This window comes from Micromonospora sp. NPDC049903, assembly GCF_044460945.1.
GTDB lineage: Bacteria > Actinomycetota > Actinomycetes > Mycobacteriales > Micromonosporaceae > Micromonospora.
Map to the genome: position 1 here is coordinate 1 of NZ_JBITKL010000005.1, position 16,024 is coordinate 16,024.

18 protein-coding genes are annotated in these 16,024 nt (G+C 71.2%); 10 read left to right on the plus strand and 8 right to left on the minus strand.

Annotated features, from left to right (window positions below):
- Positions 1-160: 160 nt before the first annotated feature.
- Entirely contained in the window at positions 161-715 is a 555-nt protein-coding gene (locus ACIBO1_RS11330; RefSeq protein WP_396744201.1) for a methylated-DNA--[protein]-cysteine S-methyltransferase, read from the minus strand.
- On the minus strand, positions 712-2,196 hold the full coding sequence (locus tag ACIBO1_RS11335) for a DNA-3-methyladenine glycosylase 2 family protein (protein WP_396744203.1): 1,485 nt from the start codon (positions 2,194-2,196) through the stop codon (positions 712-714). Before ACIBO1_RS11335 ends, ACIBO1_RS11330 begins: the two co-directional genes overlap by 4 nt.
- Positions 2,197-2,428: 232 nt before the next feature.
- On the opposite strand from ACIBO1_RS11335, the gene ACIBO1_RS11340 reads away from it, so the two are divergent.
- The 4 genes from ACIBO1_RS11340 to ACIBO1_RS11355 all read left to right on the plus strand — a co-directional run bounded on the left by ACIBO1_RS11340 (position 2,429) and on the right by ACIBO1_RS11355 (position 5,775).
- Positions 2,429-2,914: a hypothetical protein gene (locus tag ACIBO1_RS11340; protein WP_396744205.1), complete on the plus strand. Its 486-nt coding sequence runs from the start codon at positions 2,429-2,431 to the stop codon at positions 2,912-2,914.
- A 47-nt stretch (positions 2,915-2,961) separates the two neighbouring features.
- Positions 2,962-4,047 carry a redox-regulated ATPase YchF gene (ychF, locus tag ACIBO1_RS11345; protein ID WP_396744208.1) on the plus strand — a complete coding sequence of 362 codons (1,086 nt, stop codon included), beginning with the start codon at positions 2,962-2,964 and terminating at the stop codon, positions 4,045-4,047.
- A gap of 35 nt (positions 4,048-4,082) precedes the next feature.
- A complete protein-coding gene (locus ACIBO1_RS11350) occupies positions 4,083-4,694 on the plus strand; it encodes a hypothetical protein (RefSeq protein ID WP_396744211.1) in 612 nt (203 codons plus the stop codon).
- A gap of 142 nt (positions 4,695-4,836) precedes the next feature.
- A complete protein-coding gene (locus ACIBO1_RS11355; RefSeq protein WP_396744214.1) occupies positions 4,837-5,775 on the plus strand; it encodes a hypothetical protein in 939 nt (312 codons plus the stop codon).
- 35 nt (positions 5,776-5,810) lie between these two features.
- Here the strand turns inward: ACIBO1_RS11355 and ACIBO1_RS11360 are convergent, their stop codons facing one another.
- The 3 genes from ACIBO1_RS11360 to ACIBO1_RS11370 all read right to left on the minus strand — a co-directional run bounded on the left by ACIBO1_RS11360 (position 5,811) and on the right by ACIBO1_RS11370 (position 8,829).
- On the minus strand, positions 5,811-6,533 hold the full coding sequence (locus ACIBO1_RS11360; RefSeq protein WP_396744217.1) for a vancomycin high temperature exclusion protein: 723 nt from the start codon (positions 6,531-6,533) through the stop codon (positions 5,811-5,813).
- A gap of 637 nt (positions 6,534-7,170) precedes the next feature.
- Entirely contained in the window at positions 7,171-7,908 is a 738-nt protein-coding gene (locus tag ACIBO1_RS11365; protein ID WP_396744220.1) for a methyltransferase domain-containing protein, read from the minus strand.
- 504 nt (positions 7,909-8,412) lie between these two features.
- The gene (locus ACIBO1_RS11370) at positions 8,413-8,829 is read right to left on the minus strand and encodes a GntR family transcriptional regulator (RefSeq protein WP_396744222.1); all 417 of its coding nucleotides are present in this window, start codon (positions 8,827-8,829) and stop codon (positions 8,413-8,415) included.
- 329 nt (positions 8,830-9,158) lie between these two features.
- Between ACIBO1_RS11370 and ACIBO1_RS11375 the strand changes: the two genes are divergently transcribed.
- Genes ACIBO1_RS11375 through ACIBO1_RS11385 form a run of 3 tightly spaced genes read left to right on the plus strand, consistent with a single transcriptional unit; the run spans position 9,159 to position 11,742 of the window.
- Positions 9,159-9,452: a DivIVA domain-containing protein gene (locus ACIBO1_RS11375; protein WP_396744775.1), complete on the plus strand. Its 294-nt coding sequence runs from the start codon at positions 9,159-9,161 to the stop codon at positions 9,450-9,452.
- Positions 9,452-9,703 carry a hypothetical protein gene (locus ACIBO1_RS11380; protein WP_396744225.1) on the plus strand — a complete coding sequence of 84 codons (252 nt, stop codon included), beginning with the start codon at positions 9,452-9,454 and terminating at the stop codon, positions 9,701-9,703. Before ACIBO1_RS11375 ends, ACIBO1_RS11380 begins: the two co-directional genes overlap by 1 nt.
- The gene (locus tag ACIBO1_RS11385; RefSeq protein WP_396744228.1) at positions 9,700-11,742 is read left to right on the plus strand and encodes a hypothetical protein; all 2,043 of its coding nucleotides are present in this window, start codon (positions 9,700-9,702) and stop codon (positions 11,740-11,742) included. The genes ACIBO1_RS11380 and ACIBO1_RS11385 overlap by 4 nt, the downstream gene beginning before the upstream one ends.
- On the opposite strand, the gene ACIBO1_RS11390 is transcribed toward ACIBO1_RS11385, so the two are convergent.
- The gene (locus ACIBO1_RS11390; protein ID WP_117226445.1) at positions 11,735-12,097 is read right to left on the minus strand and encodes a PH domain-containing protein; all 363 of its coding nucleotides are present in this window, start codon (positions 12,095-12,097) and stop codon (positions 11,735-11,737) included. The two genes, ACIBO1_RS11385 and ACIBO1_RS11390, sit on opposite strands and share 8 nt — an antisense overlap.
- Positions 12,098-12,142: 45 nt before the next feature.
- Complete coding sequence (locus tag ACIBO1_RS11395) at positions 12,143-13,039, minus strand: LysR family transcriptional regulator (RefSeq protein WP_396744231.1); 897 nt, start codon at positions 13,037-13,039, stop codon at positions 12,143-12,145.
- A gap of 87 nt (positions 13,040-13,126) precedes the next feature.
- On the opposite strand from ACIBO1_RS11395, the gene ACIBO1_RS11400 reads away from it, so the two are divergent.
- Positions 13,127-13,558, plus strand: a complete 432-nt coding sequence (locus tag ACIBO1_RS11400; protein WP_396744234.1) for a VOC family protein — start codon at positions 13,127-13,129, stop codon at positions 13,556-13,558.
- Positions 13,559-13,580: 22 nt separating this feature from the next.
- Here the strand turns inward: ACIBO1_RS11400 and ACIBO1_RS11405 are convergent, their stop codons facing one another.
- Complete coding sequence (locus ACIBO1_RS11405; protein ID WP_131052714.1) at positions 13,581-13,904, minus strand: 4a-hydroxytetrahydrobiopterin dehydratase; 324 nt, start codon at positions 13,902-13,904, stop codon at positions 13,581-13,583.
- Between the two features lie 182 nt (positions 13,905-14,086).
- Between ACIBO1_RS11405 and ACIBO1_RS11410 the strand changes: the two genes are divergently transcribed.
- A complete protein-coding gene (locus ACIBO1_RS11410) occupies positions 14,087-14,560 on the plus strand; it encodes a (deoxy)nucleoside triphosphate pyrophosphohydrolase (protein WP_396744237.1) in 474 nt (157 codons plus the stop codon).
- Between the two features lie 102 nt (positions 14,561-14,662).
- Complete coding sequence (locus tag ACIBO1_RS11415; RefSeq protein WP_396744239.1) at positions 14,663-15,943, plus strand: ATP-grasp domain-containing protein; 1,281 nt, start codon at positions 14,663-14,665, stop codon at positions 15,941-15,943.
- Positions 15,944-16,024: the final 81 nt, after the last annotated feature.

Genomic DNA, 16,024 nt, shown 5'->3' on the forward strand with positions numbered 1-16,024 from the left:
CTGCACGCGATGCTTCGCACCGCGACGCCTTACCAGCACAAACCTGCAGAAAAGCTGGCCCTCGCCGCTTGACGGAACCCATAGGGACACCCCCCGTCCCGGTGCCCCCGCGGCCCCCGTCCCGGTGCGGCTCGCGTCGAAGCGGGTCGGGCTCTGCGCCTCAACGGCCTGCCTCGTGCGCGAGCAGCAGCTCCTTCACCGGCAGCCCCCAGCGGTAGCCGCCCAGCGTGCCGTCGGTGCGTAGCACCCGGTGACACGGCACGAAGAGGGCGGCGGCGTTGCGGGCACAGGCCGCTGCGGCGGCACGGATCGCGGCCGGGCGTCCGGCCAGGCCCGCGTACGCGGTGTAGGTGACCGGCTCACCCGGCTTCACCTCGCGCAGCACCTGCCAGGCGTGCGCCATGAACGCCCCGTCGGTGTGCTGCTCGACCGGCACCGGGTCGATCGCGGCCAGGTCGCCGTCGAAGTACCGGGTGACGGCGTCGCTGACCGGGCCGAGTTCCCGACGCTGCCGGAGCGTGCCCCGCAGACGTGGATGGATCAGCGGCAGCAGGGCATCCGGGTCGGCGGTGAAACCGGCGGCCCGCACCGCACCGTCCGGACCGGTGAGGACGGTGAGCGGGCCGGCGGGAGTGTCCGTCGTGGCGTAGTCGACGGTCGAGGTGTTCGGGCTCTGCGAGGTGCGGTTCACACTGTCCTCCAAGGTCGGATTCATGCTGCTCTCCACAGCCGGATCACCGCGTACGAGCGCCAGGGGCGCCACGCGGTGGCGTACGCGTCGAGGGTCGTCGGGTCGTCCGGCAGGCCGAGGGCGGCGGCACCCCGACGGACCGCGAGGTCGGTGGGGAGGAACGCGTCCGGGTCGCCGAGCGCCCGCATCGCCAGGTAGCCCGCCGTCCACGGGCCGATGCCCGACGTCGCCGTCAACCGCCGTGCGGTCTCCTGCCGGTCACCGCCGGGTGCCAGGTCGAGCCCGCCGTCGACGACCGCCCGGGCCACCCGCCGGATCGTCTCCCGCCGGCCCACCGGCATCCGGAATCCGGCGTCCGGCACCCGCAGGACCTCCTCGGCCGAGGGGAACCCGCGCAGCCAGCCCTGCCGATCGCGTAGGCGCTCGACGGCGGGATCGCCGTCGCCCGCGCCGGCCGTGCCGTCGGGCGGGGCGTCGGGGATCGCGGCGAGCAGCCGGGTCAACGTGGTGCGGGCCGAGGCGAGCGAGACCTGCTGGGTGGCGATGGCCCGGACGACCGTCTCGAAGCCGTCCACCGCGCGCGGGACACGGATGCCGGGCTCGGCAGCGACCGCGCCGGCCAGGGCCGGATCGGCACCCAGGGTCTGGTCGACGGCGATCGGGTCGGCGTCGAGGTCGAACAGGTGCCGGCAACGGGCCACCGCCGGGGCGAGGTCCCGCAGGTCGGTCAGCCGCAGGGTGGCCAGGACGTGCCCGTCCGTCGGGGTCAGGACGGCTTCGCCGGGGCCGTGGGGCAGCCGCAACCCCCGGCGGTACGTCCCGTCGCGTACCTCGTCCACCCCGGGCAGCGTGCGGTGGGCCAGGAAGTCGAGCAGCGCGGTGGCGTGCAGCGGTGGACGGTACGCCAACCGCACGGTGACCGTTCCCGCCCCGCCCGTGTCGGGCCGGCGGGCACTGCGCAACTGGGACGGGGGTACCCCGAAGACGTCGCGGACCGTGTCGTTGAACTGCCGTACGCTGCCGAATCCGGCGGCGAAGGCGATCTCGGCCAGGCCCAGTCCGGTGGTCTCGATCAGCGTCCGGGCGGTCTGGGCCCGCTGCGCCCGGGCCAGCGCCAGCGGTCCCGCGCCGAGTTCCGCCCGGAGCATCCGGTGCAGGTGCCGTTCGGTGTACCCGAGCCGGGCCGCCAACCCCGGTACGCCGTCGCGGTTGACCACGCCGTCGGCGATCAACCGCATCGCCCGGCCCACCACGTCGGCGCGGACGTCCCACTGCGGCGAGCCGGGGGAGGCGTCCGGCCGACACCGCCGGCAGGCGCGCAGACCGGCCCGCTGGGCGGCCGCCGACGACGGGAAGAACCGGACGTTGCGCCGTTTCGGGGTCACCGCCGGACAGGACGGCCGGCAGTAGATCCCGGTCGAGGTCACGCCGGTGTAGAACCAGCCGTCGAACCGCTGGTCGCGGCTGTCGACAGCCCGGTAGCACCGCTCGAAGTCCAGATCCACGTCACCGATGATGCGCCTACCCGCCGACCTCCGGCTGGCGGAATTCGGACCCGCATGTAAGGAGGGGTCCCCTACTAACGCCTCGTGTATAGGAAGGGTCCCCTCCTTACATCCGCACCCGGCGCGAGCTGCGGTGAGTGGCGGATGGGGGTGCTGGGCGCGGTGGGGCGGCGGGGAAAGTGTCGGTTGTGGTCGGTAGCGTGCGGCCACCAACTCAAGAAGGGGCGCGGTGATGGCGAGCGTGGCGGGTCGGGCGTCGGCGTCGAGGCAGGGGCACCCCCCGCTGGACGAGTCCGTCGTCCAACGCTTCTACGAGCGGATGCGCCTGGTCGCCCCGGCGGCGGTCGGCGCCATCGAGCGGGACCGCGCCGACGACCCGGCGCGCGCCTTCGGCGACACCGCCTGCGGTCGCCTGGTGCGGTCGCTGGACCGTGACGGCGTACGTGCCCTGGGCATGTGGGTACACCACTGGTGCATGCGTTTCTACGACGACGACACCCGTGCCGCGCTGCGGCTGCTCCGGGAGATCGCCACCCGGCCGGCGCTGGGCTGGACGGCCGACGAGGTGCACTGGATGCTCGGCGAGTCACACGGCGCCGAGCCGACCGCCGACGCCCGGTTCACGCTGCCGCTGGCCGCCGAGGCCGAGCTGGCCCCGGGTTCGCTGCGGGTCGACATGCTGGTGCCCCGGCAGGCCGGCCCGAGCCGGCGAAGCTGACCCACCGCTGACCGTGGTCGGCGGGTAACGGCGTAAGCTGGCTCGTCGTGAGTCTCACCATCGGCATCGTCGGCCTGCCCAACGTCGGCAAGAGCACCCTGTTCAACGCGCTGACCAAGAACGACGTGCTCGCCGCGAACTACCCGTTCGCGACGATCGAGCCCAACGTCGGCGTGGTCGGGCTGCCGGACGAGCGGCTGGTCAAGCTCGCCGAGATCTTCAACTCGCAGAAGGTGCTCCCCGCCCCGGTGTCGTTCGTCGACATCGCCGGCCTGGTGCGGGGCGCCTCCAAGGGCCAGGGGCGGGGCAACGCCTTCCTCGCCAACATCCGCGACGCCTCCGCGATCTGCCAGGTGGTGCGGGCCTTCTCCGACCCGAACGTCGTGCACGTCGACGGCAAGGTCTCACCGGCCGACGACATCGAGACGATCAACACCGAGCTGATCCTCGCCGACCTGCAGACCCTGGAGAAGGCGCTGCCCCGGTTGGAAAAGGAGGCCAAGCTCCGCAAGGACCGGGCCGCCGCGGTGACCGCCGCGAAGCAGGCCGTCGAGGTCCTGGACGGCGGCACCACCCTCTACGCGGGCGCGGCGGCAGCCAAGATCGAGCTGGAGCACCTGCGGGAGCTGCACCTGCTCACCACGAAGCCGTTCCTCTACGTCTTCAACGTCGACGAGGCCGAGCTCAACAACGCCGAGTTCCTCGACGAGTTGCGGGCGCTGGTCGCTCCGGCCGAGGCGGTCTTCATGGACGCCAAGATCGAGTCGGAGCTGGTGGATCTGCCCGAGGAGGAGGCGCGCGAGCTGCTGGAGTCGATCGGGCAGTCCGAGCCGGGGCTGGACCAGCTGGTCCGCGTCGGGTTCCGCACGCTCGGCCTCCAGACGTACCTCACCGCCGGCCCCAAGGAGGCACGGGCCTGGACCGTCCCGGTCGGCGCGACCGCGCCGGAGGCCGCCGGGGTGATCCACTCCGACTTCCAGCGCGGTTTCATCAAGGCCGAGGTGGTCTCCTACACCGACCTGGTCGAGGCCGGTTCGATGGCGGCGGCGAAGTCGGCGGGCAAGGTCCGCATCGAGGGCAAGGAGTACGTGATGCAGGACGGCGACGTGGTGGAGTTCCGCTTCAACGTCTGACCCTGGTCTCACGTCTGCCGCCTAGGCTTCGCCTCATGGTGAAGCTGCGGGCGGTGGCTGTGCGTTGGCACTCGGACGACTTTCCCGGCTGGGTCGAGGTGTCCGTTCGCGGCGCCCGAGGGCGTCACCATCGCATCGTCGCGAAGGTGCCCGTCCTCACGACACTCAAGGTGAGGGCAAAGTCGCATTTCCCGATCGAGTTCTGGATCGAGGCAGGGGCGGAGAGTGTCGACGGCGGCGAGATGGTCGTGCTACTGCCAGACGGGATCGAAACTGCCGAGGTCAAGCAGAGCCTGGTGATCACCCTGGCCGACGACGACCAGGCCCGCTACCGCCATGACCGCGAGTGGCTTGACTACGTCATTCACGAACTTCCGGTCGGGGTGCTGTGGGGTGCCGATGGCGCGACGCCCGCGCAGTGCGCCGAGATGATGAACGGCTTGGACGATTTCGCTGGGACATGTGCCCGCCTCGGACTGGACGACCACACCGATTTCATTGAGGACTGCCGGTGGCATTTCGACCACTACCCGCACTACTTGGGTCGTCGCCGCCACTTCTCGGACTACGCGACGTACATCCGCGACCGACGCGGGCCGTTGCGAGTCTCGGTGCCGCCAGTTCCGAGCTGGATGCGGCGTCGCTGACCCGGGACCGTGGCAGTGCAGCTGCTCCAGGCCTGGCGTGTCGAACAGCCACACTGTCACGCTGAGGAAGCGTGACGGTCCGTCAGTCTGCTTCGCGATTGAGCTGTGACAGAGCGTGATCGGTCGGCCTAGGGTCGCGGATATGCAACCGACCCCAGGCACCCTTCAGGGACTCCCGCCCGCACACCCGGGGCTGACCGCGCGACTCACCCAGCTGTCCGCGACCGATCAGATCGTCGCCGCCGCCGTGGCGTCACTCGATGCCGGTCAGCCCACGCCGCTGTGCGTCGGGCTGCTCGACACCCCGGTCGGCAGCGACTACCTGCCGGCCGCCAACATGATCGTCCTCTCCGCCAAGTACGCCGGTCCGGCGCTCGGCGTCATCGCCGACAAGTTGATCCTCTACCGGCTGGCGGCCCGCCTCGACCAGCTGCCCGTGGACGTGGCCGATCCGGTCGCGCTCCAGGCGTTCAACACGCGACAGGAACACCTGTGGCGGTCGGCGAATCCGGCACCGGCTCCGGCAGCTCCGGGGATGCTCCGGTTCTACCAGGGCACCAACCGGGAGAACTTCTACTCCGGGCCCGGCAGCATCTCGGTCGTCGGACTCGATCCGGGCAAGGCCGGTGGCGGTATCGGCTGCAAGCGGTGGGAGAAGCACATGGTGGCCGCGGAGCACAAGGACCAGGGTTGGCACACCGTCACGCTCAGCTTCGAGGTGGCGCTCTCCTATGCGCGGCAGCACACCGAGTGGACCATGGGAATGAAGGAACACGAGCCCGCCCTCCGGGACGTGGCGGAGTGCGGCGGCCTCGTCCTCAGCTTCGACGTGCCGCAGGCGAGCGTCGCCGGTAACGACCGGTGGCGCCAGGACAAGAGCGGTGACAGCAACAACTTCCAGACCATGGACGCGATCCCGCCGGGCCAGATCCAGGTGGTCGAGGAACTTGCCGTGCCCGGACCGTTGACGAAGGTCGCTCCGCCGCCGATGGTCGCCCAGGTCCCGGGGGTGCAGCGACAGGCGACCGCCGCCCAGCAGACCGGAGCCAAGCGGCGGGTCTACCCGACGAACTTCTCCTGAGGCAGCGGTGCGGAATCTTCTCGGGCGGCGGAGTGTCAGCTGGTGCGGAGGGCCTCTTCGACACCGGTCTCGCGCTCGCCCAGGTGCACCGGGTCGCGGCCGGAGAGCACGTCCACCGCTGCCTTCAGACCGGCGCCGTACTCGCGGGTCGAACTGATCCGCCAGGTCCGGTTGTTCAGCTCCCGCATCGTCTCGTCGCCCACCCCGTTGGCGTCGACGCCCAGGTGGCGGCAGACCGTCACGGCCCGGGCCAGGTGGAACGACTGGGTGACCACGGTCGCCCGGTCCACACCGAAGACCCGCTTGGCGCGGGCGCAGGAGTCGTACGTGTCGAAGCCCGCGTGGTCGAGCACCACCTTGTCGGCGGGGACTCCCCGGTCGACGAGCCAGCGTTGCATCGCCTCCGGCTCGTTGTACTCGTGGTGCATGTTGTCGCCGGAGACGAGGATCGCCCGCACCTTGCCGGTGGCGTACAGCTCGCGGGCGATCTCCAGCCGGGCGCTGAGGAACGGCGACGGGGTGCCGTCCGGCTGGACCCGGGTGCCCAGCACCAGCGCGACGGGGGCCTCCGGCACCGCCTCGGCGGTGTAGGTGTGCCCGTCGGCACCGGAGCGGATCCAGCCGGTGCTGGCCCAGGCCCCACCGGTCACCAGCACCACGCCGGCCGTGCCGGCGAGCACCGCGCGGCGCAGCCAGCGGCCCCGGCCGTTCTCCCTGACCCGGCGCAGCCCGGCTGACACGGCGGTACGGATCGGCATGTGATCGAGTATCCCAGCCCGTGGCGAGGCCACTCCCCGCGCCGGTGCTGGTGCCCGTGGCGTCGTGGCCCGGACGTGCGTGGCCGGGACGTGAGTGGCCGGGACGTGAGTGGTCGGGACGTGAGTGGTCGGCATGCGGATGGCCGGTACGTGGACGGCCGGTACGTGGATGTTCGGCACCTGGACGGCTGGTGCGGAGCGCGGCTGGTGCAGGGGGATGGCCGCGCCGAGGGGTGTGGGCGCTGTCGAGCTGATGGCGCAAACGGATCACCGACCGGCCCGCTCGGTGCGAGTCCCCAGCCTGGGTGATGAGCTGAACGGTTCAGCTCGACAGGGGCCGCAGGCGGTGACTTGCCGGGCCCGGCACCGCGCTGGCCCCGCATGGAACACAGGCACCGGGTCGCGTCGGCATCTGGCCGCATAGATTGCCGGCACCGGGCCGCGTCGGCATCTGGCCGTATGGATCGCCGGGCCGTAAAGATCGCCGGACCGTATCGCCGCCGGGCCGTATGAATCGCCGGGCCGTATGGATCGCGGGCCGTGTCGGCACCGGGTCGGCCTCAGTGGTACCCGTTCGGGTCGGTGGGTGGTGCGGGCACGACGCGGCATGATGGCCGTTCCGTGCCCGCACCGGTCGTCAGCCGAGCCGGTAGACGGAGACGTGCGAGGTGCTGTCCACCCCGAACGCCGAGCGGTCCCAGTCGGCGTACCGGTCGGCCAGGTGGAACCCGGCCTGTGCCGCCATCTCGTCGATCTGCTCCGGCCACATGTACCGCATGGCGAACGGGTGCAGGTGCACCCCGGTGCCGTCGAAGGTGACGGTCTGCCGGAGGAACGTCTGCGCCGCACGGTCGTACCGGTGCAGCCGGATGGCGACCGAGTCCTCGGTCACCTCCCAGGGCCGGACCTGTTCGTCCCGGTCGATGTCCGCCGGGTCCGGCACGTACGTCTCGATGACGAACGCCCCACCCGGCTCCAGCACCCGCGCGACGTTGCGGAAGCAGTCCGCCTGCCGCTCCTCGCGGGTGAGGTTGAACAGCGTGTTGAAGACCAGGAACACCAGCCGGTACGGCCCGGTGACCCCGGGTACGTCCGCCATGTCGCCGATGACGACGGGGAGGTCCGCGCCGCCCGGCTTGTCGCGCAGTTTCGCGACCATCTCGGGTGACCCCTCCACCCCCTCGACGGCACAGCCGTGCGCGGCGAGCGGGAGGGCCACCCGACCGGTGCCGATGGCGAGCTCCAACGCCCGACCGTCACCGGCCAGGTCGGCGAGGAACGCTGCGGCCGGCATCGGGTCGGGCAGGCCGCCGGGCAGGTCGTAGGTGCCGGCCCAGAACCGGCCGAAGTGCCCCGGGTCGTCGAAGACCGACATCAGCGGCCTCCGGTGGTGCTAGTGGCGCCGTGCGGCACCTCGATCGTGGGAAACCACGTACTCACGAAGCCTCGTTTCGACGGAGTCGGTGACTGTGGGTCGCTGAACGTGCGTCGTGGCGTACCTCATGTCGGTCGCTCCCTTCGATCGGCTGAGGTTCAGCCAACAGGCGTCGATGCGACGCGGCAACAGGTTTTCCACGAAGAGTTTCGAGGGCATCTCGGGGCTGGTCTTGCTCCCTTGCCCCAAGGCGGCCGACACATGGTGTCCGCTCAGGCCGGCTGGGAGCTTCCGCTCGATCCTGGATCGAGTGGTTGACATCGCGCTTGGATGCCACTCGATCCTGGATCGAGCGTGATCTTGCACTGGCCCGCCTCGATTTTGTTCATCGCGGCGCGTTTCAGGTGTACGTCAGTGAATTTCTCGGGGTCCAGGTCAGGCCGCTGTGACCGGATTGTCGAGGATTGGGTCCCGTCTGATCGCGTGGGCCGGTGGGAGGTGGGGTCAGCGAGGTTTGGGGCGGGTCACAATGACCTCGTCACCTGGCATGACTTCCACGCCGCCTTCTGCATCGCGCACTTCGAGGACCGGCACGCCCTCGTCCATGCTGAGTGACCGTCGCTCCGCGCCCGTCGGCATGCGGGTGATCACGGAAGCGCCGGGCGGTAGTTCCATCTCGCGGCGCTCTTGTGTCTCCCGAACCCGGGTGCCGAACGGTCGGCTGGTGGTGACGAGTCCTTCCGATCGAAGTAGAGCTATCGCCATCCGGACGGCGTCCCGTCCGATCCCGTGCTCCTGGCTCAGCCGGGCCTCGCTGCCGATGCTCGATCCCGGTGCCAGCGTGCCGGCCTCGATCTGCCCTCGGATCAGGTCCGCGAGCTGGACGTATACCGGCGTGTGCGAGCGCGGATCGATCGTCATGAGACAAGCCTCATGCCCCCGTGGCTACGACCAAATAGGGCCATGTTGCAACGATGGGTTGTTTGAATGTGGCCATATTGCTAGGTTGCTTGTTGCGAGAAGCGACCGAGGGGACACGGAGGGTCCGTCACTCCTTGGTGTGACGCGGTGAGCTGCTCTGCTGTCGTACTGCCATGGGGCTGCGGTGGTGGGGCGGTGGGCACCCGCCTGCCCGGGTTGGCGGGTGCCCGCCTTGTCCAGGGGATACGCGACCAAAGGGAGTACGGGGCGTGGGCTTCTTCCGACGCAGAAGATGGTCCGAGCAGGTCGGGCGCGATGCGGGGACCGGAGTGGCCGGTCCGGTCGGTCTGGACCAGGGGACCGGCTGCTACCGGTCGGCGGCGAGTCCGCCGTTGCGACCGTGGCAGGTGCGGGAACGGCGGTTCCGGACGACCCGGTTCGGGCGGCGTGGGCTCGACCCGGACGACGTGCAGGAGTTCCTGGACCGGGTGGCCGACGACCTGGCCGCCGTCCACGACGCGCTGGGCAACAGTGTGCGGGAGGCGGTGCGGTTCCGGGACGCGCTGCGGCAGTGGCAGTCCGAGCAGGCTCGCCGGGCGAATCCGGTGGGCGGGCGGTACTGATGGGGCAGCGTTTCGTCATTCACGTTCCGGTGGTCGCTGGTGACCTGGGTGTCGCCGTCCGGCTGGCTCGGGTGGTGGCCCGGTGGTCGAGTGTGCTGGCCGCGACCGACCCCGGCGAGACCACCGTGTCGGCTGAGGACGAGCAGGGCGTACGCCATCGGGTCTTCTGTGACCTGAGGCTGTCCGGCGACCGGCGCTGCCTGCTGCGGACCGGCCACGACGGGCCGTGTGCCGGGCGTGTGCCGCGATGAGTGCGGACGCGGACCGGCCGCCGCTCGACCCACCGGCCGCACCGGTGGTCGGGTGTGCCACTTGCGGCGGGGCGGGAAACGTGACCGAGGCGTGCGGCTGCACCGACGGTGGCGACCGGTTGCTGGTGGGCTGGCGGGACGAGGTCGGTCGGGCGTACCGGGACTGCCGGCTCTGCGGCGGAGCGGGACGTGTGGTCCGGGACTGTATGGACTGCGGGCGGACCGGCCGGTGGCGGGCGCAGTTGGTGCTCACCGTGGCCGACCTCGACACCGGGGCGGTGGCCTCCGCGAACGTCGTACCGGGAAGCGTCGAGCCGACCCTGGCGGACCGGGGTGGCTGGTGCCTCGACCTGACCGCGCTGGTCCGCGAGCAGAGGGCGATCATCGAAACGACCGGTGCCGCCGAGCCGCCGGGCGGGGATCCGCTGCGCGAACGGAACCGGCCGTGGGAGGCGGCCACCCTGGTCGTGCCGCTGCATCGGCGGTGGTATCCGGGACTGCCGGCGCAGCAGCGACGCGAGATGGAGGCCGAGGCGATCGTCCGGTACGTGCACCGGCCGTGGTGGCTGTGGCTGACCCGATCGGCAGCGCCGCCCGCCGAGGAGCCGGACGCCCGGCTGGCCCGGCTCTGCGAGGTGGCCGACCTGCTTCGGCTGGATCTGGTGGTCGAGGCGCGTCGACACCGGCGGGGGAGACCGACGTGGCACGTGCGGTACGAGGTGCCCGGCGGTGAGGTGCCCGCGCACATCCCGGCCCACTGGCCCGACCTGGCCACGGCGGTCGCCGCCACCACGGTTGCCGATGCGCTGTTCGGGCTGGGGGAGCGCGGGGCGGCGGCACCCGCGTACACGATGGTGCCCGGCGACGGGACGCAGGCCGTACGGCCGGTGGTCGACCTGGCGCGGCTCGGCGGGCTGGTTCTCGCCGACATCGGGCAGGCACCCGGTGCCCAGGCGGTCTGGCGCGACCGGCGCTGGTGGCACCTGCGACTCGCCGAGGACGGCGACACGGTGGTCCTGGCCGAGCGGGACACCGGGCAGGTCGCCCGGCAGTCGATCACCCTGCTGCGGCGGGTCGTCGAGCCGACCGCGCCGACGTGGCAGGGCGTGCCGGTGCCGTGGAGTCCCTGCCCCGACTGCGTGCCGGGGGGCCGGCTGGTGTCGTGCTACTGCCGGATCGACGGGGGAGCGGCCGAGCCGGGATGCCGGGTCTGCGGCGGTGCCGGGTTCGCGCCGGTGACCGGCGGCTGCCCGTACTGCCGGGGCAGCCGCCGCCGGTACGCCGCGCTCACCGTGACGGTGACCGACCTGGTCGACCGGGCCGAGCACCAACTGTGGCTGCCGGGCGACGGGCCCGAGGTGTCGCCCGGCTACCGGCTCGACGGCCCCTACCGGCTCGCCGACCAGGCCAGCCGTCTCGGCGTACGCCCCGAACACCTCACCGACGCCGACGGCGGCCGAACGCTCGACGTGGCGCTGCGGGACGGCCTGGTGCTGGCCGGTGGGCCGGACCCGGAGCGACGGTTCGTGTCCTCCGCCGCCGCCGGGCGACCCGGCGCGAGGCTGATCGTGGTCGCCCGCCGTCCGGACGTGCCGCCTCTGGCGGACCTGGTGCGCCTGGCCTACGGACTGTCGCTGACGCTGCGGGTGGGGGTGTGCGACGAACGGCCCGCCGGGATGGCGCTGCGCTGGTCGGTGTCGCTCGTGCGGTGCGGCGCGGCCCGCGAGCGGCCGATTCAGCCCACCGTGGAGGCGGCGATCGACTTCTGCCTGCGCTACCTCGACCACGCGGTCCGGGACGCGGTGCCCACCGATCCCGGCGTCCCGATCCACGTGCCGCAGGCCCTGGCCACGGCTCGGCTGCCCGACCCGCTGCCGGGGATTCTGGCGCTGGCCGCACACCACGCGGGTGCGGAGGCGTCGGTGGAGTTCGGCCGCGACGGCTGCCGGATCGACCTGCTGCTCCCGGAGGGCTGGCGGCTGATCGCCCGGGCGGCGTCGTTCGGCGACGCCCTGCGCGGGCTGGGACTGGTCAACTGATGTAGTGCAGGATCACGTTGTGCACGTGGTGACTCTTCTGGTCGCCCCGGAACTCCACCTCGTAGGTGTGCGTGCCGACGTGGATGGCGATGGCGCCGGTGGAGAAGAACGAGCCGCCCCAGGACTTGTTGCTGACCACGCTCACGCTGGTGATCTTCGAGTACGGGATGCTGGTGATCGCGTACTTCTTGCCGATGAACGAACGGTCCTGGATGATCACGCGTCGATCCGTCAGCCCGATGAACCCGGTGCCGGTGCCGACGGCGTCGTAGACGGCGATGATCTGTTCCCCGTCGAGCAGGCCACTCTGGATCTGCTGGAACTGCTCCTTGCGGTCGTACGTCGCGTTCGTCATGTACTCCACGGTAGGTGGCCGACGCCAACCACAAGATCCGCCAGGTCAGCCCGGCGGGGCGTCCCGGTTGGCGTCGTCGGCGGCGCGGACGAACTCGCGGACCCGGGTGGTGGTGTTGCTCTCCAGCCAGACCAGTCCGCGCAGGATCGGTGGTGCGTCGACGATCGGCACGTACGCCACGTCGGGCCGGGGGTAGTAGCGCCGGGTGTGCTCGCCCACCGGCAGCACGCCCTGGCCCATCGCCACCAGGGTCAACATCTCGGAGAAGGTGGCGCCGGACGGCCCCTTCGGCACCGGGCGACCGGCCGGGGTGTGCTCCGGCGTACGGTCGCGCTTGAACGCCGCCGACGTCACCGCCGGGTACTGGACGACCGGGTGGTCGGCCAGCACCTCGACGGAGACGGACCCGGCACCCGCCAGTGGGTGGGGCGCGGCCACCGCGAGCAGCCGGGACTCGGTGAGCAGTGGCGGTCCGCAGGCCATCCCGTCGAACGGGTACGCGGCGACGAGGATGTCGATCGAGCCGTCCAGCAGGCTCTGCCGGGAGTTGTGCAGTTGCACCTCGCGTACCTCGACCCGGCACTCCGGGTGTCGTCCGGTGAACACCTCGACCGCCCTGAGCAGGACGGGCGCGGTCCACTCGCCGAGGAACGCGACCGTCAGCCGACCACTCGTGCCGCGTCCCGACTCGGTGGCCCGGCGTACCGCCTCATCCATGCCGGCGACCAGCGGCGTCAGGTCCTCGGCGAGCCGCCGGCCGATCGGGGTGAGTCGCACGACCCGGCTGGTACGGGCGAACAGCGGCGCGCCGATCCGGTGCTCCAGCTTCTTGACCACGTGGCTGACCCGACCGGTGCTGATCCGTAGGCGTTCGGCCGTCCGGCCGAAGTGCAGCTCCTCGGCGAGGGTCAGGAAGGTCTCGATCTCGTACCGCTCCAGCACGTCCAATTCCCATCGTTGACCAGGACGCAACGATGGTATTCCGATCGGCTCTTGGTCGGTCTCGCCGGTCGGCGCATCGTGAAGGGCATGAACACGACTTCTTCCCCCTCGGCCGGCACCATCACGCACCAGGTACGGGTCACCGGCTTCGACCATCTGGTGCTCAACGTGGCCGACGTCGAGCGCTCCCTCGACTTCTACTGCGGGATGCTCGGTCTGGCCCCGGTCCGGGTCACGCAGTGGCGGGCCGGGCAGGTGCCGTTCCCATCCGTCCGGATCAGCCCGGAGACCATCATCGACCTGGTCCGACGGGATCGGGGCAGCGCCAACGTCGATCACTTCTGCCTGGTCGTGGCTCCGCTGGACTGGCAGCGGATGATCGACTCCGGCGTCTTCACGATTCTCGAAGGCCCGGTCGGGCGCTTCGGTGCGCGCGGCGACGCGGTATCGGTCTACGTCCGTGATCCGGACGGCAACTCGGTCGAGCTGCGGACGTACCCGCAGGATGCCGAGGTCTGAGCGGGGTGTCGGGGGCCGCCGGTCAACCCAGGCGGTCCTCGCCCGGCTCCGCCACCGCCCGGTAGGCGTCCTCGATCCGGGCGGCCAGCAGCACCTCACCCTCGGTGAGCGGCTCGTCGTGGTGCCCGACCCGGATCTGGGTGTGGTCGGCCCGTCGGCTGATCTCCGGTCGTAGGTGCAGCGCGTCCGCGACCACCTTGACCCGTTCGGTCAGGGCCGCGTGTTGCGTGTCGTCTATGACCAGAGTGCGCCGAATCTGGTCGCCCTCGCGCGTCCACCCGTTGAGTAGGGTGAGGGCGTCGCTGAGGTAGTCGTGCTTTGCTCGACCGCCGAACAGCGCACGCATCACCGCACCTCCCAGGCTTCGTTGCCGGCTTGTGGCCAAATCGTCGCCGCCCCGTGTCTTGTCGGTGCCTCTAGTCTTACGTCACTCGGATGGTGTGTCCACGCCCACACTTCTTGGGATTCCTGCCCTGACGGTCGACCAAGCTACCCAAACCGCCGATTGATCTGGCACGCTGGACGCCCGTGCGGACCGAACGGGCTAATGGTGGCGGGCAGGCAGCCCGCAGGGACCCGAAGGTGATCGTCGGGGCGGCCATCATCGAGGACGGGCGAGTGCTGGCCTGTGCCCGGTCGGCTCCACCCGAGGTCGCCGGCATGTGGGAGTTCCCCGGCGGCAAGGTGGAGCCGGGGGAGAGCGAGACGGCGGCGTTGGCCCGGGAGTGCGCCGAGGAACTGGGCGTACGCGTCGAGATCGGCGACCGGGTCGGCCGCAGCGTCCGGATGGCGCACGGCCGTTCGGTGCTCAAGGTGTACGCGGCCCGCCTGCTGCACGGTGATCGACCGCAGGCGCTGGAACACTCCGGGATGCGCTGGCTCTCCGCCGCCGAGCTGGACACCGTCACCTGGCTGCCCGCCGACGCTCCCATCGTCGCCGCACTCCGCCCGTTGCTCGAGTCGGCCGGCGCCCCGCCCGACGGGCCGACGCCCGACAGGTAACCCGCCGTACGCGTCGCGTGTTACCGATGGACAGACGATGGTGCCGAACGGTGCCAGTGAGGAGACTGTGACTCCCGGTAGCCGAGAGCATGCGGAGCAGTGATGAGCGGACGACCCTCTCATGTCCTCCTGGTGGGTGGCGGCAACGGCGCGTTCCTGGCGCACCGTCCGGAGACCCGTACGACGTTCGTCACCTCCCGTGAACTCCTGACCTGGTTCGGCAGCCTCGGACACCACGCGCGCGTCCTCGCGATCCAGGGTGACGAGCCCGACGACCTGGTCGTCGAGATGGTCCGGACCATCCACGCGGTCGACCCGTTCGACGCCGTCGCCTGCCTCGGTGAACCGCTCACCGTGCTGGCGGCGCGCATCGCCACGGCACTCGACCTGCCCGGTGTACCGCCGCTCTCGGTGGTCCGGCGCATCGTGGACAAGGAGTCGATGCGGACGCATCTGGCCGAGGTCGGTGTCGAGACGGTCCGGGCACGCACCGTGGAGAGCCCCGCCGAGTTGGCCGCGATCGTGGGCGCGGGGCACCCGGAAGCCGCCTGGATCGTGAAGCCGGCCGCCGGTTGCGGAAGCCTGGGCGTGTCGAAGGTGACCCGGGACAGTGACCTGGAAGCGGCGCTACGACGGGCGTCCGACCAGGAGTCACCGATCGATCCCGATCGCGCCAACCGCCGCGTGATCGTGGAGCCCTTTCTGTCCGGGCCGCAGTTCAGCGTCGAGTCGATCAGTCAGCACGGAGTCACCTCGGTGCTCGCGATCACGCAGAAGTTCTCCCACCCGGAGACGTTCGTCGAGCTCGGGCACGTGGTGCCGGCGCAGATCCCCGACGCGGAGGCCGAGGTGGTCCGCACGTACGTGGTCCGGATGCTCGACGCTCTCGGCTTCACCGACGGACCCGCCCACACCGAGGTCGTCCTGACCTCGGACGGGCCCCGGATCGTAGAGGTCAACGCCCGTCTCGGCGGTGACGACATCGGGCAGATGGCGTCGATCGTCAGCGGGGTGGACCTGTCGGCGGCCTCGATCGACCTGGTGCTCGGCGAACCGGTGCAGGAGCGGCTGCGCAACGCCGCGCCGAGCGGCACCAGCGAGGCGATCTGGTTCGTGACCGCGCCGGAGGCGGGGATCTTCGCCGGGCTGGACGGGGTCGAGGACGCCCGGGCTCTGGGGCCGTCGGTCGAGGTCACCGCGCTGGTCCAGGTCGGTGCCCCGGTGGAGTTGCTCTCCGACTCGGGTTCCCGGGTCGCACAGGTGCGGGCGAGCGCCGCCAGCGCCGAGGAGGCGGTGAGCCTGGCCCAGCGGGCCGCGTGGAAGCTGAACCTGCGGATAGCGAAGCGCGTTCCGGCCGAGGTCGGCGCCGAGCACGCGATCTGACCCGCCTCCGGGCCCCGGCCGTCGACGCGGCTATCCGCAGCGCCCGGGCGGGAAACGAACCGGGGGCCGTGGCGGATGCCA

Excerpts from the sequence above, each read along its gene's own strand:
- ACIBO1_RS11415 (WP_396744239.1), top strand. The coding sequence starts at position 14,663 with ATGAGCGGACGACCCTCTCATGTCCTCCTGGTGGGTGGCGGCAACGGC.
- ACIBO1_RS11400 (WP_396744234.1), top strand. The coding sequence starts at position 13,127 with ATGAACACGACTTCTTCCCCCTCGGCCGGCACCATCACGCACCAGGTA.
- ACIBO1_RS11365 (WP_396744220.1), bottom strand. The coding sequence starts at position 7,908 with ATGTCGGTCTTCGACGACCCGGGGCACTTCGGCCGGTTCTGGGCCGGC.
- ACIBO1_RS11385 (WP_396744228.1), top strand. The coding sequence starts at position 9,700 with ATGAGTGCGGACGCGGACCGGCCGCCGCTCGACCCACCGGCCGCACCG.
- ACIBO1_RS11405 (WP_131052714.1), bottom strand. The coding sequence starts at position 13,904 with ATGCGTGCGCTGTTCGGCGGTCGAGCAAAGCACGACTACCTCAGCGAC.
- ACIBO1_RS11355 (WP_396744214.1), top strand. The coding sequence starts at position 4,837 with ATGCAACCGACCCCAGGCACCCTTCAGGGACTCCCGCCCGCACACCCG.
- ACIBO1_RS11340 (WP_396744205.1), top strand. The coding sequence starts at position 2,429 with ATGGCGAGCGTGGCGGGTCGGGCGTCGGCGTCGAGGCAGGGGCACCCC.
- ACIBO1_RS11330 (WP_396744201.1), bottom strand. The coding sequence starts at position 715 with ATGAATCCGACCTTGGAGGACAGTGTGAACCGCACCTCGCAGAGCCCG.
- ACIBO1_RS11390 (WP_117226445.1), bottom strand. The coding sequence starts at position 12,097 with ATGACGAACGCGACGTACGACCGCAAGGAGCAGTTCCAGCAGATCCAG.
- ACIBO1_RS11360 (WP_396744217.1), bottom strand. The coding sequence starts at position 6,533 with ATGCCGATCCGTACCGCCGTGTCAGCCGGGCTGCGCCGGGTCAGGGAG.
- ACIBO1_RS11350 (WP_396744211.1), top strand. The coding sequence starts at position 4,083 with ATGGTGAAGCTGCGGGCGGTGGCTGTGCGTTGGCACTCGGACGACTTT.
- ACIBO1_RS11370 (WP_396744222.1), bottom strand. The coding sequence starts at position 8,829 with ATGACGATCGATCCGCGCTCGCACACGCCGGTATACGTCCAGCTCGCG.
- ACIBO1_RS11380 (WP_396744225.1), top strand. The coding sequence starts at position 9,452 with ATGGGGCAGCGTTTCGTCATTCACGTTCCGGTGGTCGCTGGTGACCTG.